Here is a 21,832-nt window from a genome sequence, read left to right on the forward strand (position 1 = left end):
TGCTTTTGTTGTCGCTAACTTTTAGGTAGTCGCTTTTATCCCGTATTGACTGTTATCTAAACGTTTTTTACGCTGATATGCAGCTTCTATCAACTCTTCTATCCAGCTTTTACCAAAAACACCTTCTTGCTCCCATAACTTTGGAAACATACTAATTGAGGTTAAACCAGGCATGGTATTAATTTCATTAAACACGAACTTATTTGTATTTTTACAATTCCAAAAGTCAATGCGACATAAACCAGAAATGCCTGTGGCCAATGCAATTTTTCGGGCATTGTTTTGCAGTTCATGCATTTTTTCCGATGACAACCGGGCAGGAATAAATAATGCTGCCTCTGAGCTGCTATCGTATTTTTCTGCATAAGAGTAAAAATCTTTTGGCGCTATCTCTCCTGCGATAGAAATTCTGGGCTTATAAGAACTACCAAGAAAAGCACACTCAACCTCAGTGCCAACCATGATCTCTTCTACCAATGCTTTTTGATCAAACATTAAAGCCTCGTGCAAAAGCTGCTCAAGCTGTATCCGATTGTGCGCTTTTCCTGTACCAACCGCAGATCCCAACGCATTTGGTTTTACAAAACATGGATAACTGATATTTTGTTCAATGTGTTCGAGTATCTGATTTTTATTTTCAAAAAATAATTCATTTTGCACAACGCAATAATTTGCAACCGCAACGCCTGCATCGCGAGCAAGACGTTTTTGAATATCTTTATCTATACCCACAACACTCGATCGCAGATCACAGCCCACATACGCAATTTCAGCAAGCTCTAACAGACCCTGAAAGCGCCCGTCTTCTCCATTTTGACCATGCAAAACAGGAAAAATACAATTCGCATCAAAGTTTAAAATTCGATAAGGTTTTTTATCTGTTGCAGAACCATAGTCACAACTGAGAGCATCATCGAGGAGCTTATCTAAAACATAAGGCAATAATGTTGTTTTTTGGTTTTTTATATTTGGCATTGCAAAAGGGCTGTTGCCTTGTGTGATTGTGACGAGATCCTCTAGAGCAAAATTTGCAAAATCGTCAGATTGAAAAACACCTTCTAAACTAAAAAACATGCCATCTCGATTGATCCCTACAGGCACAATGCCATATTTTTCAGGCATATTTTTTAATATAAACAGTGCTGAACGCAATGACACTTCATGCTCACTGGAACGACCTCCAAATAAAACCGCGACCACTTTTTCAAATTTTTTACGCACGACCATAACACAACCTCAATTCTTAAAATATTCACTTTAGGAAATACACCCAATCGACTTGAATTGAAACTGAACAAGAGCTATGAAAAAGATGGACAATACAAAAGTATGGTTGTCTTCTAATAAAAGAAAACTAACATACATGATTGGTTGCACGTTATTGAGTATCTCTCTATATCTAAACACGTGCCAATTATCTTTGCAATAAAAGGAGAAACCATGTCTATTCATGAAACAAACCAAAATAAGTTCAAAGCTCTAGAAACATTGTTTCAATCCGTTGAAAAGCAGTTTGGAAAAGGCACCATTATGCGCCTCTCCGACGATGCAAAAATCGCTCAAGAAGTTCAGGTCATCTCAACCGGTTCTCTGAGCCTCGATGTTGCTCTTGGGATAGGAGGTATCCCAAAAGGTCGTATTGTTGAAATTTATGGAACAGAATCAAGCGGCAAAACCACTCTCACTCTCCACGCTATTGCTGAATGTCAAAGAAAAGGAGGCATTGCAGCGTTCATCGATGCAGAACACGCGTTGGATGTCAGCTATGCACGCAAAATTGGAGTCAACACGTCAGATCTTCTTGTCTCTCAGCCTGATAATGGTGAACAAGCACTAGAAATTGTAGACATGTTGGTACGCAGCGGGGCTGTTGATCTCATTGTTGTCGACTCCGTGGCAGCGCTCACGCCACGCGCAGAAATTGAAGGAGAAATGGGTGATAGCCATATGGGTCTCCAAGCCCGACTCATGAGCCAAGCGCTTCGCAAATTAACAAGCAGTATTTCTAAAACAAACTGCTGTGTGATTTTTATCAACCAAGTACGCATGAAAATTGGAATTGTATTTGGAAATCCAGAAACCACAACAGGCGGACAAGCGCTAAAATTTTATTCTTCTATAAGGCTCGAAGTTCGTAGAGCGGCTGCAATCAAAAGTGGAAATGATACCACAGGACACCGCACCAAAGTCAAAGTGGTTAAAAATAAAGTTGCTGCGCCGTTTAAAGAAGTCGAATTTGATATCATGTTTGGGCTAGGAATCAGTAAAGAAGGCGACGTTCTCGATTTGGCATCTGCCCCTGAAGCAGAAATTATTCAAAAAAGTGGGACATGGTTTACCTACAATGGCGAACGCTTAGGCCAAGGGCGAGAAAATGCTAAAGAATATCTGAGAGAACACCCAGAAACCATGGCAAAAATTGAAGCTGCCGTGCGTGCCAAAGCCAACTTGCTCAAAGCACAAACAAGCGGAGAACAAAACGTGAGCGACGAGCAAACAAAATCACTCCCCGGCTCAACAGCAGCACTGCCGCCATCAAACCAAGCCAATAAAGCAACCCGTCGGGGAGCTGGCGCGTCTGTGGGGGCAGAGTAATTGGTCGCTAGAAACACATTTTGTCTAGCTAACTAAGGATCGGCTCTATTTAAAATTTTAATTGCAACTTCTGACTGAGTTGTTGTTTTGGCAACCCCTAAAGGATCTGGAAATGAACCGCCAGCGTTGCTACCCCAACAATAAACATCGTCGCTTGAAAGTAAAACACAGGTCACATTATCGGCAGCAGCAATATCAACAATTTGTGCATTTGCCGGCAATCCTTGTACCTGTACAGGTATAGTAAAACTATTGTCTGTGCCTGATACACCATTTCCAAGTTGTGCTTTAGTGTTATCTCCCCAACACGACACAACTTTGTTATTTCCTGATACAGCGCACGTATGCAGAGTTCCTGCAACAATCATTGACACACCAGATAAATTTGATACTTGAACAGGAGTAATTGATCCTAAAGTACTAGACTGTTTCCCATTGCCTAACTGCCCTTTATTATTGCTCCCAAGGCATTGTACCTTTTGATCAAACATAATAAAACAAATATGCGATCCATCACCTCCCGATACATATGCAGCGCCAGAAACTATTAATGATGGATTTTTATTCAAAATAAAATTTTGATATGCAGTATCAGTTACATCATTATTACCCCAACAGTAACCATTATTAGAAAATGTAACAACACATGTCATTTTATCTGACGCCGCAATCGAACGGATAGCTTCTGTAATACCAGTAGGCTTCACACCTGTTGTAAAGCTATTAGTTGTTGTTCCATCGCCAAGTTGCCCGTAATCATTTTTTCCCCAACACAGTGCCGAGCTATCATCTGCAAATAAAACACAAGCATGATCATCACCTACTGTAAATTGTTTAATTTTTTTACCATTTAAAATAGTTGCACTTACTGGAGTCGTACTAAAAGCAGGAGTCGTAGAACCCGTACCAAATTGGGCAGCACCATTCCCACCCCAGCACTTAAAATCAACACTTGAAGAAGAGGTACTTAAAAAAGCGCAAGAAGTGCCCAACCCAGAAGACACTGCAACCTCAAAAGCTCCTCCTGAAATTGACACTGTTCCTAATGCTGATGCAAGCACAGGTGTATTTTGGTTAATTTGATTACCGTTACCAAGTTGCCCATTATCATTAAAACCCCAACATTTAACACTCCCTGTTCGCATCACAACGCAAAAACCCAAATCTGCTCCACTAATTAATCCGTATTCGCCACCTTGAGAAGTATAACTTGGCACATAACCCAAAGCCTTTACCTGATCTGTTAAACTATCTAAGGATTTAAAAGAATCTAAAGAGATTGGAACATAAGGATCAGTCAAATCCTTCAATTTATTACAATTAAAAAATAAAGGAAATAAAAAGAAAATTAATAGAAATTGAAACCTTTTTTTAAGCATATCCACACCACCAATTTGCAATATCAATTAAAAAAACGTGCCAATCGTAAAGTTTACTGAGTAATAACTGTAACTTCCTTCATTTGCTGGGTATAAATTTCCATTATCATCTTTTTGTGGCATACGAGATAAATATGCCCATGTATAGTAAAAAGAAGGGCCCAAATACCAGCTACCAGGAATAAAAGAATCAGATTCAGGAACATATTTATAAAGAATAGAAAACCCGACACCAAAATTTACGTTATGTGAGACAATTGGTTCATAAGCTTGTCTAGAGGTGTTGGTTGTAGTGACTTGCAACCAGGTATCATAAAATGAATAGTAAATATATGGATTTAATAAAAAATCCACAAATTCTGTTTGCAGCTTATACGCAAAATCCAAACCTGCTTGCACAGACTCATACAAATGATTGTTATGAGTCTGTGGAGACAAAGAAGGTGTTTCTACATCAGCATGATCAAATTTAACCCCTAATCCCAGATAAAGATCAGGGACTAATGTAAATGGGATCAATAATTTCCAAAACGCTGTATGACCTTTATACTTACTGTTTTCAATCGTAATTGTTGTATAACCATAGCTAATATAAGTATCAACAGTGCCTTCTTCTGCATAAACTAAAGTCACACTAAAAATAGAAATCAAAAATATGATTAATTTATTCATTTTTTTTTGAAAGTAAATAAATCACCTCCACTTAAAAATAATTATTATAGATATCATATCATTGTTTATTTTTAACAAATGAAACAAAATTAGTGACTATAACATTTTTTTGACATAAAGATAATTTTTTTAAGAACGAAGAAAAATTATTTAGCAGTGTATTTTTTTATTATTTCTTTATAATCATCAGTTTTTTTAAATTCTTCGACAGCATTTTTAACTTTTGCCACAAGAGCATCGGGAGTAGCGTGAGAAGTTGCAAGATAATTTTCTTCTGTATCTATAGTTTTTCCGTTTTCAAAATCAGAAAAATATAATTTTTCTGATTCAATTAAAGCCTTACCACCAATGATACTTTCATAAAATGCTTGAATTTCACCAGAAAGTAGTTTTTTTAAATTAAAAGAATCATAAGGAACAGATATAATATCTTCTCTCAATAAGTTACTTTTTGGATTTAAAAGTTTATTTTCATAAGAAGAACCAAGCAAAACACCAATTTTTTTACCTTTAGCTTCTGCTAAAGAATTTAATTTTTTACTCCCTTTCAAAGTCCAAAAAACAGTATCTATATTATATAAGCTTACAACCCATTTATAACTCTTTTCTCTCTCTGGATTGCGTGTAAGTGGCATAATAAATGATTTTTTATCCGAATTTTTTTGTGTATAGTTTTGCGCCATTTTCCAACGAGTCCAAACTGCTTTATATGTCATATTTTTAGCACTAAAAGCTTTGGTCACAATTTCTCCAGATATTCCACCTACTAGATTTTTGCTTATTTTAATTGATTCAGAAGGAAAGTTTTCTACATACAAAGTAATATCTTCTGTATTTGCTTTCGCAAAGCAAACATAAAAAAAAGATATAAATAAAATATATTTGAGTATCGAAAATTTTAACATTACAATTTATCCCCTATTTAAATATTTTTGTAATTCTATTAAAATTTAGCAAAAACAAAAAATCATTAATTGCATAGAATTTCTAATCACACGAAAAGTATACCATATTCAAATATAATTAAAAATATTTTAAGTCTAATATTTTGGCAATTAACAATTTAGGTAAAATTTTAAATTGTATAAATTTAAAAACTGAATAATGACAAAAAAATAAGTTAAAAAATCATCGATCATCATTACTAAAAAACTTGATAAAAATATAAAACTTGATAAATTACTAATTGCACTATTGATTGATTTTTTGATTGTCAAAAAAATTCAAATTATATATTTAGTATATTTTAGGATGTTACGATAAGAAAAAATGAATAAAGGTAACTCTATGATTGAATTTAAAAACGTTCATAAATGGTATAACAAAAATCATCATGTACTAGATGATGTAAATTTAACCGTTAGTAAAGGGGAAGTGGTTGTCATATGCGGTCCATCTGGATCTGGAAAATCAACTTTAATCAGAACAGTAAACCGATTAGAATCCATTAATAAAGGCAGTGTTATTGTAGACGGGGTAGATGTTTCAGAATCCAGTACCAATATTAATAAACTCAGAAGCGAAGTCGGTTTTGTCTTTCAACAATTTAACCTTTATCCGCACTTAACTGTACTCAATAATATTACTTTAGCCCCAATAAAAGTTAAAAAAATGAAAAAAAATGCGGCAGAATCATTAGCCTTAGAGCTTTTATCAAAAGTGGGTTTAGAAAGTAAAAAAGACGCATATCCTGCACAACTTTCTGGAGGACAACAACAACGCGTTGCCATTGCAAGAGGACTCGCGATGCAACCCAAAATTATGCTTTTTGACGAGCCAACCTCTGCCCTTGATCCAGAAATGATTGGAGAAGTTTTAAAAGTTATGAAAGATCTTGCTCGCGGCGATATTACGATGATGGTTGTCACACATGAAATGGGTTTTGCCAAAGAAGTGGCCGACCGTATTGTTTTTATAGACTTTGGCAAAATAGTTGAAGTTGCAAAACCACATGATTTTTTTAACCGGCCAAAATCAGAACGTGCACAACAGTTTTTAAAACAAGTATTAACACCAATGCAATCATAAATTTACACAAAGAAGGAGTTAACGAATGAAGAAATTGTATCCAAGACGTTTTCTATTATCATTAATTATTACAAGTATTCCTCTCGTTTTTTATCATTTTAAGAGCCATTCTGATGTTGCAGATATTAAAAAGAAAAACACATTGGTCGTTGGAGTTAAAGACTCCCTCTATCCATTTGGCTATGTGAATGAAAAAACACGAAAGCTTGAAGGTTATGATATTGATTTTGCTAAAAATATAGCCGAAAAATTAGGGGTTAAATTAGAACTCAAACCTGTTACGTCTGCAAATCGTATACCTATGTTAACAGAAAAAAATGTTGATTTATTAATTTGTACAATGACAATCACTCCTGAAAGAGCTAAACAAATTAACTTTAGTTATCCTTATTTTATTTCAAAACAAAAATTTATCGTTAAGCGCGGAAGCGCTAAAAGCTTAAAAGAATTGGAAAACAAAAAAATTGGAACAACTAAAGGTTCTACGTCTGAACTAAACGTTGCAAAAGCTTTGCCAAGTGCAAAAGTTTTGTCTTACGATGATTACCCTCAAGCTTTTCTTGCAATGCAACAAGGTAAAGTTTTTGCCGTTACCACAGATGAATCAATTTTAGCGGGAATTTTATCTAAAGCAACACGTAGAGAAGAATTTGAAATTCCATTATACGATATATCAAAAGAACCTTATGGTATTGGTGTGAATAATACAGATCCTGAGCTTTTAAAATTAGTTAACAGCACGCTTTTAGATATGGAAAAGAAAGGAAAAGTTTCAGAAATATTTAAAAAATGGTTTGGACCTAATTCTACTGTTCCTTTAAGCAAGGATTTTAAAATCACACCTTAAAATCCTTGTAATAAGTTTAACTTTTAAATTAAACGAATACCTTTCAGGATTTAAAAAATATGTCTTCTTATCATTTTGATTTTTCTCTCCTTTTAAATGAAAAATACAGTCAAATGCTTGTTAGTGGATTGGTAACAACAATCGAACTCTCAATTATTTCCTGTATTCTTGCATTTTTTTTAGGATTAAATATAGCAATAATGCGAATGGCAAACTTCACTCCTATTCGATTACTTGCCCAAGCATATCTAGAGTTTTTTAGAAATACCCCATTAATTGTTCAACTTTTTTTTTGGTATTTTGGTTCGTACCAAATTTTGCCTACAGCAATCAACGATTGGTTAAATAATTTAAATTTTGAATTTGCAGCAGCAGTGATCGCATTAACATTTTACACATCTGCATTTATTGCTGAAGATATTCGATCTGGAATTCTATCTATTCCAAAAGAACAAATGGAGGCTTCGCGAAGTAGTGGCTTTTCTTATATCCGTTCAATGCACTACATCATACTCCCCCAAGCAGTTCGATTAACTATTCCGCCTCTTATCAATCAGTTTCTAAATTTAACAAAAAACTCATCAATGGCGATGGTGATAGGAGTTGCAGAATTAACCTATCAAGCTCGTCAAATTGAAAGCCAAACTTTTAAAAGTTTTGAAGCATTTTTTGCAGCAACTTTAATTTACATATGTATTTCAATCACTATTTCCGTAGTCGTTTCTTTATACGATAAAATGGTACTTAATCCTATTGGAAGAGGGTCATATTAAATGGATGGCTTTTTAGACCTCTCAGTAATTTCAAATAACTTTGTTCAACTTATGATTGGCCGTTACCCTGATGGTCCTTTAGGCGGTTTAGCACTAACTTTAATTTTAGCGTTCATTTCTGTTTTGCTTTCAATCGTAGGCGGCTTAATTTTAGGATTACTATGTATTTCAAGAAATCAATATATTCGAATACCTGTTAATATATTTGTAAACGTAATTCGAGCGATGCCACTACTTATGGTAATATTTTGGATGTTTTTTTTGCTACCTGTCGTATCAGGCGGAAAATTTCCTGAAAATGGAACTGTTATTTGTGCTTTAACATTATTCACTTCTTGCTATATATCCCAAATTGTTAAAGCAGGAATTGCAAGCATTGCAAAAGGTCAATCTGAAGCTGCATTATCAAGTGGATTAACTTATTGGCAGTGCATGCAATATATTATTTTACCACAAGGACTACGCAACATGATTCCTTCATTTGTTAATCAATTTGTTTCGTTAATTAAAGACACTTCGCTTGGTTACATTGTCGGTGTTTCTGAAATTACGCAAGTTGCGCAACAAATTAACAATAGAACACAAAACTATGCGGCAGAAATTTTTATTTTTCTTGCAATAGTCTATTTTGTGATCTGCTTTGCATTTACAACGTTAAGTAGATGGCTAGAAAAAGTTTTAGCATGGAAAAAATCAATTTAAATGGGAATTCCCGTTTCTCGTAACACATCATTTAAACTTATTTTTGCATCAGTTTTAGAGTTACGGTATGCAATAATATAAGCACATTGCAGCGGAACTTCTCCACCAGGAAATGCTTTCATACGAGTGCCAGCGACAACAACGGCATGGGGCGGAACAATTCCCCTGTATTCAACCTTTTCTTTTTGAGTGACATCATAAATTGGCGTCGAAGAGGTTAACGAAACGTTGGCACCAAGTACGGCTCCTTCTCCCACAACAGTTCCTTCTACAACAACCACACGACTGCCTAAAAAAGCATTATCGCCAATTAACACAGGTCTTGCATTTTCTGGTTCAAGCACACCGCCAATTCCAACACCGCCCGCTACATGAACATTTTTGCCAATTTGCGCACAGCTCCCTGCTGTTGCCCATGTATCAATCATGGTACCGTTTCCAATCCAAGCTCCAATATTAACAAAACTGGGCATCAAAATTACATTTTTTGCGACGTAGGCTCCTTCTCGCGCAATAGAACCATACACATTGCGAACACCATTTTGTGGTAAATCACGACGGACATCAAATTTATCGTGGTAACTCAATGTCCCAGCATGAACTCTTCCTTGATTTGATAAAGACGCTGCACTCTTTAAATCCCAATAAAATGTTTCTGATGTTCGAATTTTCATTGCAAGAAGAATTGCTTTTTTAACCCAACTATGCACTACCCAATCTTGCAACATCACCATTTCAACCTCACCACAGTGACGTGCCAGTTTTTAGGTGACGCCACTCTTAAATTTCCAGATTCTATCAAGCGTAAGCATTTTGCAATTGCATCTTGAATGTTTAAATTTTGCAATAATGAAATATCGTTAAATGCACTTGTTATTTTATGTTCTAATTCTTTTAACTCGTATTCAACATCTAAACTCATAATTTAAACTCTCCCAAATCAATTTTTTCTTGCCAAATTTCTAAACATTCTTTAATTTTTTCGACAGTTGGAACCAAGGCCATTCTAAAGTTTTTAAAACATGAGTTTCCAAAACTCGATCCCGCAGTTAAAAGAATCCCAGTTTGCATAAATAACTCTTCTATAAATTCTTTATCAGAATTAAATTTTTTAGGAATCTCTCCCCACACATAAAAAGTTGCGTTGCTCGGTAAAACTTTAATTTTATTTTTTAAACAAAATTTATCAACAATATCTCTTTTTTGTTTAAATATTGAGTTTCTCTCCAACACATGCTTATCATCTTGCCAGGCAACAACGGCAGCCTTTTGCACAAAATCTGGTGTTCCTAAACCAACATTTAAACGATATTTTGCAAATAAAGAAATGAGTTCCGTTTGACCAGCTACAAATCCAGAACGATACCCCGTCATTCCGCTTCTTTTACTCAATGAAAAAAAGCAAATTAAATTTTTTAAATCAAAATTTATTGCGATTTCAAGAAATGAATGTGGTTTTTCTTTTCCTTGATAGAACATATCAATATAACATTCATCCGATAATAAAATGATATTAAATTTTAAAGCCCATTCATATATTGCTTGCATTTGTTGGAATGAAATTGTTGCCCCAGTAGGATTGTGTGGGTAACATAACCAAACAGCAGCAATGTGGGGAGCTATCTCGTTTGGTATATCTTGAGGATCAAATACATAATTTTTTTTCTTACTCAACGGAATGGCATAGGGAACACCTCCTGCTAAAATTGTTCCTGCTTTATAGACTGGATAACCAGGTTCAGGAAATACAACAATTTTTTTAGCAGAAGCCGCGTTAAATAAAATTTGGGGAATATGAAAAATTGCTTCTTTACTTCCATTTGAAGTAATAATTTGTAAATTTGGATTTAAATCAACAGATAATCGCCGCTGTGCCCAATTTGAACATGTTTGTCGCAACTCTAAACTTCCATTATTTAATGGATATTGACTTACTGCATCAATATTTTGCGATAATGCTTTACGAATAAACTCAGGGGTTGGCTCTTTGGGATCTCCAATCGTAAAATCAAATATTTCTTGATTTTTTTCTATAAGAATTTTTTTTAAATCATCATTTTTTGTAAGAGAGAAGGGATTTAAATTTAGTAACCAAGAATTAAATTCGTTTTCATAATTATTCATAATACCCCTTTCCATACTTATGAAACCACAAGATAGTAGTTGTATCGTGTTGTTAAAATTTACACTAGTGAATTTATAATAAATTGATGCTGTTATTTTTTTGTGTTTTTTAGGTTACTTAAAAAATATAAATAACTATCAGGATTGTGATCAAATTCAAGCTTGGCTTTACAATTTGAACAAAATTTATCTGGACCATCTAAATATTGGGGCAAACCAGCCTGGATATCAAAACCTACAATTAATGTAAAAACATATGACGTGTTGCAGTTTTCACAAACATACCGCGCATCAAATGATTCTACAAAAGTTTTTTTTGTTAAAAACTCAGGAACCATCGACAATTGATCAACAACCGGAAAGGAGCAATTGATGTAATGAAGCTCTACATCTTTTAATTTATTGAGGGCAATCACCCAATTTCTAACTCCGCTACTATTCATTCTTAATATTTTTTTAAGATCAATAAATAACACTTCAAATTTTTTTAAATACAATTCACTAAAATCCGCATTTTCGTCAACTATTCCACTAATGGCAACATAATTGTCTTTTTTCCACTCAAAGGTTAATGGATTCGTCATGCAGGCTCACCTGTTTTTGGTTTTGGTAAATTTAATCTTTCAATAATATCATTACAAAATCTAGTTAATTCTATTGGTTGATCGCAACAAGATATCAAGGTTCCTAATCTGTGTGAAAGCACAGCAGCAATTTCGTCTGGAGATAAAGAATCATGCACAACTCCTTTTTTAATTAAGTCATCAATTTCCATAGAAAAACGCCATAACCTAATTGATTGAGCATCTGGTGGCTTTTTCGATGAAGCTGTTTGCTTTTTTTTGCTTCGTTGTTGCTTTTTCTTCAAGAACTCAATCAAATCACCCATGCACACCTCAATGAATGCTATGTTAACAATTATACTACCACAATAATTTCTCAGACTCAGAAGGAATGTTTTTTTGTATCCATAATCTCGACGCTTCCTTGACAAGAGCACTTTTGGATTTATCCAATAAATTTTTATAAATATTAATAATTTCAGGATTATTTGATCCTAAATTTTTTTCTATTCTCTGCACATACCGCAGCCAATCTTCAGAAGCGTCTGCAACCCCTACCTTTTCTAAAAACGGCAACAAGATGTATGTATCTAAAAAAACAGATGAATTGGTTAATGCATGAGTATTTAATTTTTTGGCAAAAGAAGCTTCACATGGTTGATTTTTTTGAATTTTTTCATCAGTTAACAAAAGTGTCCATTCATTTTTAGTTTTTGTTTTAGCGATGCTTTCCCAGTTTGCTGTATTAAATTGACGTGAAGCTTTTAACATCCAAAAACAAAATGTGTCTGAAGAATAAATGAGTTTAGGGTTGGCAAACATATCAACTGCAACTGCATTATCAATCAATGACTGCGCAGACTCTGACATCGTTAGATTGTATTTCAGTAATTCCCTTAACGTCAGCATTTCCCAAAAATCATCACGATCAATCACTTCAAAACTCGATTTTTCAATTTTTTTAACCTTATTAATCCATAATGAACTCGTATTTTTTAATTGCATATAAGCTTTTAATGCATTGCTGACAGACGGTTTAAGAGAAAGATTATAAAAAGTTGAGTGCAGAGGCACGCCATCTTTTCCGACTTCATGACTCCTCATTTCTTTCCAAACATCTATATTTCCCACAAAAGCAGCACACCGCAGAACCTTTAAACGATCAGCATTATCCCATTTCAATCCACCAATGAAATGATGATTATTAAGAGATAATTTATTCAACGAATCTCTATTTTTAACAAAAAAATCGATGAGTTGAGTGCATTTGTTGTGCTCTGCAAATAGAGGTGCTTTAAATAGTTCCAATTCTTTTATTCTATCCGTAAATAACACCATAAATTCATTATTTGGAAACTCCTTCGCAAAGTTATTAATTGCCTCAATTTGTTTATTTGATTTTTCTTCAACAGAAGCTTTGTTATCTTTAAATGACTCTTCTTGCATTTTTGTTAAATCAGCTCTAAGCATACATGTTTTTGCCTGCTTTTTGAGGACATCGCGTGCTGTTTTAATTCTTTCTAATACTTTATTGTATTCAACCATTTTTGCATTTTTAGTAAGATTTTTTTCATAAAGACAAAATAATCTTACCTGTGCTTCATCAGCCACAGGATGCATGTCGAAATTTCTTAAAATCTGCTCATATTTATTTTTAGCAAACGTCTGATTTCCATTGAGCTCTTCAATCTCTGCAAGTCTTAAATTTGCCCAAGGTGAATAAACTTTATCTCCAGCTATAGTTAAAAACTGAATATAAGCATTTTTTGCAACTTCATATTGACCCGCCCAATATGCACTTTCGGCGCCATAGATTAAGTTACTCGGAACTTTTTCAGAAAATGACTTTGAATACAATTCGGCCCAAGAATACGACCGACGAGCCCAACGTAACAAATCCAAATCAAAATATGTATTCCCTGTAACATGAAAGTGCAGCGCGGTTAATTCGGGATGGGCTTTCCGGAAAATTCCCGATGATGTATGTTCAAATGCTTTACCAGGATCTTTGCCAATGAGCATAGCGAGAGAACGAAACAAGTCTGCCGAACTTAAAATGTCGGTATTATTTCTTGGTGCTATAAAAATTGGGCTAGTCACTTTGCTTGGCGACTCAACAACCAAAGGTGAGCCTTCTGGCATTTTTGGGTAGTCAAACCTCGCGTAGTAGTTTTCTAATTTCCACGCAGAAGTAAATGCTCGATCCCAAATCATCACACCTTGGTTCATCACCATCGAATTATAATACACCAATGGCATAACTGTTTGAATCCACTTTATAGAATCGATAGGTTCCTGTAAGTGGGTTATACTTGTTTTTTTTCCGGCTATCTTTGTAGTCACCTTAAAATATACAGGTGAATCATAGATATTATCATAAATTTCATTAATAACAGATGCATTCTTTTTAGTTGGAAGATAGGTGCTGTCATCAACTTTGGTAGCAATATAAGAAAACAACACTCTAGCCATTGCATAATGGTCACCTTCGGCAAATTCTTGGGGAGAAGGCGGCACAATTTTTGCATTCCAAATATATAAATTATTCACATCGTTTGTCGCTAAGTGTAAAAAAAGAAAGGCCTGTAGGATATTTGTTTGCAATCGAATCAACGATGAAATTGGAACATTGTCTTTTGCTAAGTCCATTTGCAAAAAGAAAAAGCAATCATATGATTTTTGAAGTCTATTTTGAATCCAAAAGTCTTGGCACATATTTAGCCTAGAAATGTAGGGATCATCAGATATAAAAAACGCCAGCTTTGTTAAATTAAAAGCAGGAAAGTAAATTGGAACAGAAGGTCTTTTAAGTTCTGGAGGAAAACCATAGATTAAAGATTTTTCTGGTTCTTTTTGTGAATCTATCCAGTTTTTTGGCAATTCACCTTTGGTGCTACTTACAAAATCTAAGATGAAATAATAAGAATTAAATATTTTTTCTCTAATTTTATTTTCTGGTATTTTGCTAATATTTTTTGTTTTAATTTTTTCAATTTCTTTTAGATCACTCTTTTTTTGCGGAATAATGTCTTCTTGTGTGTACAAAGTTGGCCAACTTTGTGCATACAGAAACTTAAAATTGATAAATAAATTAATAATAAATCCAAGTAAAAAGTAACAAAAGACTTGATGCACCGAATCATTCCTCATTTTGATCAAGTATCGGAAAGCATCAAAAATAATTCCATTTAAATTTGCAAATTTCGTGATTATGTCATGTGAGGCAATTTTTCGCTATTAATATGAGAAATATTAAAATCATTGTTTAAACAAAAACTATTTTCGTAATTTATTCTTTCGTCAATTAGCCGCAACACCTCATTTAACGACTCTTTAACAATTATTCTAGCACCACTTAAGATTGTAATTGTTGTATCAGGAAGTGTTTCAATCCATTGAATATTACAATGGTTAATATGAATTTCATGTCCATCAATCTTTGTTAATTTAATCACAAACTTTGACTCCTATTAAAACGTTCTCGATTAGTTTAAATCATATACCAAAAATGTATTTTTGACATCAAAAATACCAAAAATGTAAGATGTTAAATAGGTATTTTTGGTATTTTTTAATTTAATATAAAAAATTAAAAAAATTTAACCCTTTTTCACCGCTTTTTTTTTAAATTAAATAGAGAATGCGCAAAAACTATCAAAAAATGCTAAAATGATAAGTCTTAACTCGCTCTCTTTAATGTATGCACAACAGGAATTTTTAGTACAAATGACCAAAAGTAAAAACTGGCATTTTTGAGAGCCATTTTTTACATGGACTTTTAATTTTAAAAAAAAATTGCACTCTCAATTGGAACTTTATTTTGGCTTAAAATTGAGAAGGAAAAGTCATTCAAATAGAACTTGGAAAAGAAAATAAGATCTGTTAGCTGCTTTAAGAGGAATTATTGGGCAATACCCTGCTGCCTCAATTTAGACTTTAAGAAAAAAATTAGGATAACTTTCATGAAAAGCAATATTTCAGTACCATTATCAAAAATTGGCGAAGCACTGCACATCACTTTTGGCAATTTCCCCAACCCAGACAGCAGCAACCTACATTTTCAATCGCTCATGACAGATGGCATGGCGCATTTTTTTCACGAAAATGAAATTGCAAATGACGCTCTTGGAAACCCCAAAATATTTGGATCCATAACAATTACAAGAGAAGACGCGTTATTTCGTATTCAAGGACGCTTGTCCTTTTGTATAAAACTAGAATGTGTTCGTTCTCTTCACAATTTTGAAGACGAGGTTTCTGCCGAAATGAATGCGTTTTATGTTTCTAAAAACTCTTATCAAAGTACGCAGTTTAATAAAGTAGGCATACATTCGCAAAATCTCGATGAAGAGTTTGAGTATTCTGCATCAGATTTAGAAACATATACATTTCAGGGAAGTACTATAGTACTTGATGAATTGCTGTTGGATACTTTGTACTGCGCAATTCCAGAGTTGCCTCTTTGCCGCCCAAATTGCAAGGGGCTCTGTTCTGAATGTGGAACAGATTTAAATCATTACGATATTTTGGGAACTCCCAAGCTCATAGCTCACTCTCCATCGTGCTCGTTGAGTCATCAAAATTTTTCTTCAAAAATTTAAACAACTTAAGAATGTCTTATCTTTTTTCTTATTAATTTTATTAAATTTCTTTTAGAATGCTGAAAATTTTTCCGAACAAAATGTCAGTTAATTGACTTATGTGCTGGAGAATTTGCGGATGCAAATAGCGTTAAAAATCATAATATTATTAAAAATACATTTAACGATTTGCTTATTATCATCTGTTCCATTTCTAAACGCTCAAACCAATTCAGAAACAATAGAATATAAGGTTAAAGAGCATGATACGCTGATTAAAATTCTTAAAAAACATAGAATTAAACCAATTTATGGAAACACTGGCGCACTTGCCGAAGCTCTAAAATTAAATCCTAAGAAACAAACGCATAATGGCAACCTAATTTTTGTTGGTGAAATATTGATAATTCCTAAACACTTGATGAACACAGAAAATAATAAATCGCAATCAGCTACAAAAATTCAAAAAGATAAAATCACAAAAGATAAAGTTCAAAAAGTAAAACCCATTGCATCTGAAATCAACAAAGAGGTTAAAAAAGAAAAATTAGAAACACCAAAAAAGAAAGAAGAAGTTTTGTTTAAATCAAACAATCCATTTGAATTTGACAAACCACAAAAAACAGAACAAACACAAATTTTTAAACCTTCAACAACAGAAATTCAAGTTCCCAAAAACAATTCTTCAATTTCTGAATCCAAAGAAATACTGCATTCAAATAAACAAGAATCACACAATCCAATTGCGAATAGCAAAGAAGAACACAATTCTTCAAATAATATGCATAGTACTTCAGTTTCAATTTTTGAAAATGCAGAACAACTTTTACCTGATTATGGTCACTACTGTAAGCCTGATCCAATTTGTACAATATGGTTATGGGATTTAAATAATCGTTGTTGCAATTTGCAAAATTCCCCTCTGTTACTCTCAAATGATACTGGAATTTGAGAGTAATTAATTTTTATGAGGTATGAAATGAAAAAGAAAATTATAATTGGATTAGCAATTACTGCTACATTGATATACTTTGAAATATCATGCGGAAAAAAAGAATTTGCTAACAACCTATTTGACTCAATCAATGCAACGAATTTAGTTAATCCTGAATATCGATTGAGTGCAGAAGTTATTAAAGAAAGTGACAAAACAATTTATGATATCAAATTTACTTCCGCCTTCACAATAATTGCCGAAATCGATAATAATATTAAAAAAGGAACTTTAAATGCTGCATTAAATATGTTGGGTGAAGACAATAAAATAATCTTCCGTGATATCCAACGACAAACTTTAAAATCCAACAATTTTGATAACTTATTAATTGATATTATTGCTCCTAATAAAATTAATAGTATCATTGATATTCAAAAAGCAGTTAGAAACGATCCAAAACTAACCTATTCCCAACTCGTTAAAAGGCTAGAACATTTGTCAACAAATATTAATACATTAAAAAATATAATTCTTAATTGTATTAATGCTATTAACAACTCTCCTATGGATGCAAATGCAAAAAGTGCACTTTTACACGGATCATCCTCGGATCCAAGGATAGAATTTCTTGGTTTTCAAACAATTTATAATAAATTTATAACATTAAAGTTTGAATTAACTCAATAAACAACTTTGCAAACACTCAACTTTACTCCTAATTTTCTTCGATCCATTCAGCAAAATAAAAAATATTTTAAATTAATGATTTGCAATATTGTTATTTTACCTAATTAAAATTAATAAAATTCCGAAGCATAAATCAACTGTTGTTAAATAGATTTTAGTTAAAGGAGTTTGTGTGAAAAAGAAAATTATAATTGGATTTGCAATTACCACATCATTATTGTACTTTGGAATTTCTTGCAGTAAAAAAGAAAATACGAACACAACTTCCGAATTAAATACCCCCGATTCTCGCCTTCGCCCACAAGGATCACCGACAACTGCAGGAGCTAAAATAAACCCCGACCAAGTTACTGCATCTCATGATATATATTATAAAGAACAATTACTCGATATATATCGATCATTGTTTTTACTTAATGAGCACCTGAATCTTCCATTTTTAGAAGAAACTGTTAAAAGTTTGAGTGTGGAAGATCAAAAATTATCTAGAAATATAATAACTAATATATTAGAACAATCTATATTTGATGATAAAAGAATTAAAATTATTAATTCTACAAGTACAATTTACGAATTACTCGTGACCGCAAATACAAATATCACTTATCAAGAACTATATTATAAGCTTAGCAAAACTATTGATAATATTTATGAATTAAAAACAATTGTTAGTAGTTTTATTGAAAGTATTAAAAGTTCTCAATTATCTGATAATGCAAAAAATAAAATTATAAATGGCATCAATACAGATTTGACAAAAGGATTTATTGGCTTTCAAAAAATATTTGATGAATACAATAATATAAAATTTTTAAAAATCAATAAAAGCAAGGAAGTGATCAGTAGATCAGAATGGACTCATGAAATAAATCCAATCAAAAACTCAGAAGCTCTCCAAAATCCTAACATTGTTACATTTGCACACTTCAAACTCTATAAAGAACAATTACTCACCGCGTACAATAAGATTCTTAAAGTTGATAATCACCTAAAAATTCCATTTTTAGGTAGGATTGTTAATAAGTTTAGCGCAGAAGACATTAAAAATTATCAAACGTTGGAAGAAGCCGCATTCAAAGAGAAGAAATTTGATACCAAAAGGATTGAAATTATCAATTCAACAAGTACGCTTTATAAATTACTCGTAACCGAAAATGCAAACATGACCTATCAAGAACTCTACTATAATCTTAGTAAAGTTGTAGATGAATTAAGTAATTTAAAAATGATTGTTCATGATTTTAATAGACTATTACCACAACCAAATTTGCTATCAGCAAATGCAAGAACAATGATTATCAATGGAACTCATACAGATTCGACAAAAGGATTTATTGGCTTTAAAAAAGTTTTGGAAATATATGATAGTATAGTATTTACCAAAATCAATCCAAAAGATACTGTTATCACTGCCGCAGATTGGAAAAAAGAACAATAAAATGGCTATTTTCCAAATAATGAAAATATGCATTTTACCATACCGCGGCGAAATCTCATGATCATTATTTCAGTTTTTCTTTAAAATTTTTAAAACCACAAGGAACCAAATCACCCATTTTTTTTTGTGAACCCAATTTATAAATCTTAAGAAACTACAAAAAATACCGACCTTATTATCAAACTAACGGCAAAGAGGTTTGCATGAAAAAGAAAATAATAATTGGATTAGCACTCACCGCGTCATTACTGTACTTTGGGATTTCTTGCGGCAAAAAAGAAAATGCAAGTGTGATATCAGAGTCAACAGGAACTTCTGAGTCTGTTGAACTCACTGTTGCACCTACCCCAGAAGCTCCGCCTGCTCCAGAAACTCCTGTAGCTGCAGTAGCTCCAGAAACTCCTGTAGTTGCAGAGGTTGTAGAAGTTAAGGCCAAACCTAACCCGCCTGACCTAGTTAGTATAGAAAATGACGCAATATACAAAACGCAATTACTTTCTGCATACCGTACAATTATTGAAGTTAATAACAATCTTAATCTCCCATTTTTAAATGATATTGTTACAAAATTTAACCAGGAAGACAAAATACATTATGATAACGCTAAAAGAAACTTAGATAGAGGAACATTTAATCAAACCAGAATTAATATAATTAACTCTACAAGTAATCTTTATCAATTACTTGTAACTCCAAATACGACAATAACATACCAAGATCTCTACTATAAACTTAGTAAGCTCACTGAAGAAATTAAAGGTCTAAAAACTATTACTGATAACTTTATTGAGCGATTAAATATGGCACCAATGACGAAAAAAGCAAAAAATGATATTATCAAAGGAACTAATGCAGATCCAAATAAAGGATTTATTGGGTTTCAAAAAATTAACGAAAAATACAATGGTATAAAATTTAATAAAAAGACGATAAATAATGAAGAAATAATTGATACTGATTGGATTACAGAAAAAAATAGTGGTTACACTCCGCCCTCTGCAGTGGCAGAGGAGGCACCAAAAGACCCATCTCTTGTTACGTTGACGCATGACAAAAGATATAAAGAGCAATTACTTACTAAATATCGTAAATTCCTTGAGATAGATTTTAACCTTAAATCACCATTTTATAATGATATTGTAAAAGGCATTAATACTGTTGAAAAAGGTTATTATGATAATTCTATGTCTCAAACATTAGTAGCACGTTTATTTGATCAAAAACGAATTGATATTATCAATTCAACAAGTACACTTCATAAATTATTAGTAACCCCTAACACCAACAAGACATATCGAGAAATTTATTTTAAACTTAGTAAGATACTTTATGAAATAAACGAATTAAAAATATCAGTTGATAGTTTTAATAGACCGATACAAAATTCAATGCCTAGTCAATTATCTCAAAGTTCTAAAAACTCTATTTTAAGTGGTACAAATTCAGACTTTACAAAAGGGTTTATTGGTTTTCTTAAAATATATGAAATTTACAATGCCATGGCATTCTTAAAAACAAATTCAGAGGAAATTACTCCTTTTGATTGGCAAAAAGAAGAACAAAATGGTTACTCTCCAAATTAAAAAGTAACCATAAAATTATAAAATTCTTTTAGCTGCTCCCAAATTGTTAACGAATTTTCGGTAGCCGTAATTTTTAAACCAAGATAAACAGCCAATACAACCAAACTCCAAAAGATAAAAAAATGAAAATATTTTTTTATAAAACGAACAATTGTATTTTTACGATTGTTTTCAAATTCAATTTTTAATATATTTTGTAAATTATTCCATCCGTTAATATAATTTTCAAAAGCTTTTCGCTCTAAAGTTAAAAAGTAATGTTGCGTTGCCTTAGCATCCAGAGCTGCCAACTCATTGGCAGCACAATTGTCTAACAGCCATTGAGCTCGGCGACTTTTAATTTCTTCGAGAGCACAATAAACAAATCGTTTTTTAAAGTATGAGTAAGAAAAAAATAAGAAAAATCGGCTAAAAGAATATTTTGTAGTACGAGCCAGGATTATTTTAAAAATAAAGTTAAAAGACCCTGAAATTTCTGGAGAACCAGAAGGGATATTCAGAAAGAGAGCAAGCTTAAAGTAAGCATTTGTACTCATATCAAGCGAATCAATTTCGGTTCCTATTGCATCGAGCAAAACCAATTCTTGACTGATGCGGCTTCTTTTACTATAAGTACTTGAAGATGTGTTCACAAAAGGTCTATCTCGCTAAAATTTCCTAACCCACTGACTTCTGGCAAATACTCCAAATCGTTCTTAGGAACAAGTACTTGACGTTCAGCACCTTTAACATAAGCCAAAAACCGTGGACATTCTTTATGTGAATTTTCTTTAAACGGTGCAAATGCACACAACGCTCCACAAGCAGATTTAACCCCACACACATCGCTAAGAACTATTTTTCCATGTGTATCAACCACCCCTTGCTTAACATGATATGGACATCTGCTCTCTTTCATTTTGAACTCCATAACAAAACAACAAA

At 32.9% G+C, this 21,832-nt stretch carries 23 protein-coding genes; 10 read left to right on the plus strand and 13 right to left on the minus strand.

Annotated elements, in window-relative coordinates:
* Positions 1-21 precede the first annotated feature (21 nt).
* Positions 22-1,227 carry a D-alanine--D-alanine ligase family protein gene (locus tag Spiro2_RS06170; protein WP_338634737.1) on the minus strand — a complete coding sequence of 402 codons (1,206 nt, stop codon included), beginning with the start codon at positions 1,225-1,227 and terminating at the stop codon, positions 22-24.
* A gap of 213 nt (positions 1,228-1,440) precedes the next feature.
* On the opposite strand from Spiro2_RS06170, the gene recA reads away from it, so the two are divergent.
* Entirely contained in the window at positions 1,441-2,595 is a 1,155-nt protein-coding gene (gene recA / locus Spiro2_RS06175; protein WP_338634738.1) for a recombinase RecA, read from the plus strand.
* A 32-nt stretch (positions 2,596-2,627) separates the two neighbouring features.
* Here recA and Spiro2_RS06180 read toward each other — a convergent pair whose 3' ends face one another.
* The 3 genes from Spiro2_RS06180 to Spiro2_RS06190 all read right to left on the minus strand — a co-directional run bounded on the left by Spiro2_RS06180 (position 2,628) and on the right by Spiro2_RS06190 (position 5,551).
* Positions 2,628-3,974, minus strand: a complete 1,347-nt coding sequence (locus tag Spiro2_RS06180; RefSeq protein WP_338634739.1) for a hypothetical protein — start codon at positions 3,972-3,974, stop codon at positions 2,628-2,630.
* A gap of 27 nt (positions 3,975-4,001) precedes the next feature.
* Positions 4,002-4,646, minus strand: a complete 645-nt coding sequence (locus tag Spiro2_RS06185) for a hypothetical protein (RefSeq protein ID WP_338634740.1) — start codon at positions 4,644-4,646, stop codon at positions 4,002-4,004.
* 146 nt (positions 4,647-4,792) lie between these two features.
* The gene (locus Spiro2_RS06190) at positions 4,793-5,551 is read right to left on the minus strand and encodes a substrate-binding periplasmic protein (RefSeq protein ID WP_338634741.1); all 759 of its coding nucleotides are present in this window, start codon (positions 5,549-5,551) and stop codon (positions 4,793-4,795) included.
* 382 nt (positions 5,552-5,933) lie between these two features.
* Here Spiro2_RS06190 and Spiro2_RS06195 point away from each other — a divergent pair, with 382 nt between their 5' ends.
* The 4 genes from Spiro2_RS06195 to Spiro2_RS06210 are packed head-to-tail and all read left to right on the plus strand — an operon-like array spanning position 5,934 to position 8,996.
* Positions 5,934-6,674 (plus strand): amino acid ABC transporter ATP-binding protein, encoded by a 741-nt coding sequence (locus Spiro2_RS06195; RefSeq protein ID WP_422398033.1) that lies wholly within the window; start codon positions 5,934-5,936, stop codon positions 6,672-6,674.
* A gap of 25 nt (positions 6,675-6,699) precedes the next feature.
* Complete coding sequence (locus Spiro2_RS06200) at positions 6,700-7,521, plus strand: ABC transporter substrate-binding protein (RefSeq protein ID WP_338634744.1); 822 nt, start codon at positions 6,700-6,702, stop codon at positions 7,519-7,521.
* A 59-nt stretch (positions 7,522-7,580) separates the two neighbouring features.
* Positions 7,581-8,294, plus strand: coding sequence for an amino acid ABC transporter permease (locus Spiro2_RS06205; protein ID WP_338634746.1), 714 nt, complete (start codon positions 7,581-7,583; stop codon positions 8,292-8,294).
* Positions 8,295-8,996 carry an amino acid ABC transporter permease gene (locus tag Spiro2_RS06210; RefSeq protein ID WP_338634747.1) on the plus strand — a complete coding sequence of 234 codons (702 nt, stop codon included), beginning with the start codon at positions 8,295-8,297 and terminating at the stop codon, positions 8,994-8,996.
* On the opposite strand, the gene Spiro2_RS06215 is transcribed toward Spiro2_RS06210, so the two are convergent.
* The 7 genes from Spiro2_RS06215 to Spiro2_RS06245 form a co-directional block, all read right to left on the minus strand.
* Positions 8,993-9,730, minus strand: a complete 738-nt coding sequence (locus Spiro2_RS06215) for a 2,3,4,5-tetrahydropyridine-2,6-dicarboxylate N-succinyltransferase (RefSeq protein ID WP_338634748.1) — start codon at positions 9,728-9,730, stop codon at positions 8,993-8,995. The two genes, Spiro2_RS06210 and Spiro2_RS06215, sit on opposite strands and share 4 nt — an antisense overlap.
* A complete protein-coding gene (locus Spiro2_RS06220; RefSeq protein WP_338634750.1) occupies positions 9,724-9,918 on the minus strand; it encodes a hypothetical protein in 195 nt (64 codons plus the stop codon). Before Spiro2_RS06220 ends, Spiro2_RS06215 begins: the two co-directional genes overlap by 7 nt.
* Positions 9,915-11,120 carry an aminotransferase class I/II-fold pyridoxal phosphate-dependent enzyme gene (locus tag Spiro2_RS06225; RefSeq protein ID WP_338634751.1) on the minus strand — a complete coding sequence of 402 codons (1,206 nt, stop codon included), beginning with the start codon at positions 11,118-11,120 and terminating at the stop codon, positions 9,915-9,917. Before Spiro2_RS06225 ends, Spiro2_RS06220 begins: the two co-directional genes overlap by 4 nt.
* A 92-nt stretch (positions 11,121-11,212) precedes the next feature.
* The gene (locus Spiro2_RS06230; RefSeq protein WP_338634752.1) at positions 11,213-11,704 is read right to left on the minus strand and encodes a hypothetical protein; all 492 of its coding nucleotides are present in this window, start codon (positions 11,702-11,704) and stop codon (positions 11,213-11,215) included.
* The gene (locus tag Spiro2_RS06235; RefSeq protein ID WP_338634753.1) at positions 11,701-12,009 is read right to left on the minus strand and encodes a hypothetical protein; all 309 of its coding nucleotides are present in this window, start codon (positions 12,007-12,009) and stop codon (positions 11,701-11,703) included. The genes Spiro2_RS06230 and Spiro2_RS06235 overlap by 4 nt, the downstream gene beginning before the upstream one ends.
* A gap of 34 nt (positions 12,010-12,043) precedes the next feature.
* The gene (locus Spiro2_RS06240) at positions 12,044-14,818 is read right to left on the minus strand and encodes a hypothetical protein (RefSeq protein ID WP_338634754.1); all 2,775 of its coding nucleotides are present in this window, start codon (positions 14,816-14,818) and stop codon (positions 12,044-12,046) included.
* A 74-nt stretch (positions 14,819-14,892) separates the two neighbouring features.
* Positions 14,893-15,138 carry a flagellar FlbD family protein gene (locus Spiro2_RS06245; protein WP_338634755.1) on the minus strand — a complete coding sequence of 82 codons (246 nt, stop codon included), beginning with the start codon at positions 15,136-15,138 and terminating at the stop codon, positions 14,893-14,895.
* A gap of 507 nt (positions 15,139-15,645) precedes the next feature.
* Between Spiro2_RS06245 and Spiro2_RS06250 the strand changes: the two genes are divergently transcribed.
* The 5 genes from Spiro2_RS06250 to Spiro2_RS06270 all read left to right on the plus strand — a co-directional run bounded on the left by Spiro2_RS06250 (position 15,646) and on the right by Spiro2_RS06270 (position 20,908).
* A complete protein-coding gene (locus tag Spiro2_RS06250) occupies positions 15,646-16,284 on the plus strand; it encodes a DUF177 domain-containing protein (RefSeq protein ID WP_338634756.1) in 639 nt (212 codons plus the stop codon).
* Between the two features lie 118 nt (positions 16,285-16,402).
* Positions 16,403-17,215, plus strand: a complete 813-nt coding sequence (locus Spiro2_RS06255) for a LysM domain-containing protein (protein ID WP_338634757.1) — start codon at positions 16,403-16,405, stop codon at positions 17,213-17,215.
* Positions 17,216-17,242: 27 nt separating this feature from the next.
* On the plus strand, positions 17,243-17,887 hold the full coding sequence (locus Spiro2_RS06260) for a hypothetical protein (RefSeq protein WP_338634758.1): 645 nt from the start codon (positions 17,243-17,245) through the stop codon (positions 17,885-17,887).
* A 172-nt stretch (positions 17,888-18,059) separates the two neighbouring features.
* Positions 18,060-19,325, plus strand: a complete 1,266-nt coding sequence (locus Spiro2_RS06265) for a hypothetical protein (RefSeq protein ID WP_338634759.1) — start codon at positions 18,060-18,062, stop codon at positions 19,323-19,325.
* A 203-nt stretch (positions 19,326-19,528) separates the two neighbouring features.
* Entirely contained in the window at positions 19,529-20,908 is a 1,380-nt protein-coding gene (locus tag Spiro2_RS06270) for a hypothetical protein (protein WP_338634760.1), read from the plus strand.
* Here the strand turns inward: Spiro2_RS06270 and Spiro2_RS06275 are convergent.
* Positions 20,905-21,540, minus strand: a complete 636-nt coding sequence (locus tag Spiro2_RS06275; protein WP_338634762.1) for a hypothetical protein — start codon at positions 21,538-21,540, stop codon at positions 20,905-20,907. The genes Spiro2_RS06270 and Spiro2_RS06275 overlap by 4 nt on opposite strands.
* Positions 21,537-21,806: a hypothetical protein gene (locus Spiro2_RS06280; protein WP_338634764.1), complete on the minus strand. Its 270-nt coding sequence runs from the start codon at positions 21,804-21,806 to the stop codon at positions 21,537-21,539. Before Spiro2_RS06280 ends, Spiro2_RS06275 begins: the two co-directional genes overlap by 4 nt.
* Positions 21,807-21,832: the final 26 nt, after the last annotated feature.

This window comes from Spirobacillus cienkowskii (genome assembly GCF_037081835.1).
In the GTDB taxonomy this organism is placed as follows: Bacteria; Bdellovibrionota_B; Oligoflexia; order Silvanigrellales; family Silvanigrellaceae; genus Silvanigrella; species Silvanigrella cienkowskii.

Coding starts and splice junctions, on each gene's coding strand:
- Spiro2_RS06170 (WP_338634737.1), bottom strand. CDS start 1,227: ATGGTCGTGCGTAAAAAATTTGAAAAAGTGGTCGCGGTTTTATTTGGA.
- recA (WP_338634738.1), top strand. CDS start 1,441: ATGTCTATTCATGAAACAAACCAAAATAAGTTCAAAGCTCTAGAAACA.
- Spiro2_RS06180 (WP_338634739.1), bottom strand. CDS start 3,974: ATGCTTAAAAAAAGGTTTCAATTTCTATTAATTTTCTTTTTATTTCCT.
- Spiro2_RS06185 (WP_338634740.1), bottom strand. CDS start 4,646: ATGAATAAATTAATCATATTTTTGATTTCTATTTTTAGTGTGACTTTA.
- Spiro2_RS06190 (WP_338634741.1), bottom strand. CDS start 5,551: ATGTTAAAATTTTCGATACTCAAATATATTTTATTTATATCTTTTTTT.
- Spiro2_RS06195 (WP_422398033.1), top strand. CDS start 5,934: ATGATTGAATTTAAAAACGTTCATAAATGGTATAACAAAAATCATCAT.
- Spiro2_RS06200 (WP_338634744.1), top strand. CDS start 6,700: ATGAAGAAATTGTATCCAAGACGTTTTCTATTATCATTAATTATTACA.
- Spiro2_RS06205 (WP_338634746.1), top strand. CDS start 7,581: ATGTCTTCTTATCATTTTGATTTTTCTCTCCTTTTAAATGAAAAATAC.
- Spiro2_RS06210 (WP_338634747.1), top strand. CDS start 8,295: ATGGATGGCTTTTTAGACCTCTCAGTAATTTCAAATAACTTTGTTCAA.
- Spiro2_RS06215 (WP_338634748.1), bottom strand. CDS start 9,730: ATGGTGATGTTGCAAGATTGGGTAGTGCATAGTTGGGTTAAAAAAGCA.
- Spiro2_RS06220 (WP_338634750.1), bottom strand. CDS start 9,918: ATGAGTTTAGATGTTGAATACGAGTTAAAAGAATTAGAACATAAAATA.
- Spiro2_RS06225 (WP_338634751.1), bottom strand. CDS start 11,120: ATGAATAATTATGAAAACGAATTTAATTCTTGGTTACTAAATTTAAAT.
- Spiro2_RS06230 (WP_338634752.1), bottom strand. CDS start 11,704: ATGACGAATCCATTAACCTTTGAGTGGAAAAAAGACAATTATGTTGCC.
- Spiro2_RS06235 (WP_338634753.1), bottom strand. CDS start 12,009: ATGGGTGATTTGATTGAGTTCTTGAAGAAAAAGCAACAACGAAGCAAA.
- Spiro2_RS06250 (WP_338634756.1), top strand. CDS start 15,646: ATGAAAAGCAATATTTCAGTACCATTATCAAAAATTGGCGAAGCACTG.
- Spiro2_RS06255 (WP_338634757.1), top strand. CDS start 16,403: ATGCAAATAGCGTTAAAAATCATAATATTATTAAAAATACATTTAACG.
- Spiro2_RS06260 (WP_338634758.1), top strand. CDS start 17,243: ATGAAAAAGAAAATTATAATTGGATTAGCAATTACTGCTACATTGATA.
- Spiro2_RS06270 (WP_338634760.1), top strand. CDS start 19,529: ATGAAAAAGAAAATAATAATTGGATTAGCACTCACCGCGTCATTACTG.
- Spiro2_RS06280 (WP_338634764.1), bottom strand. CDS start 21,806: ATGAAAGAGAGCAGATGTCCATATCATGTTAAGCAAGGGGTGGTTGAT.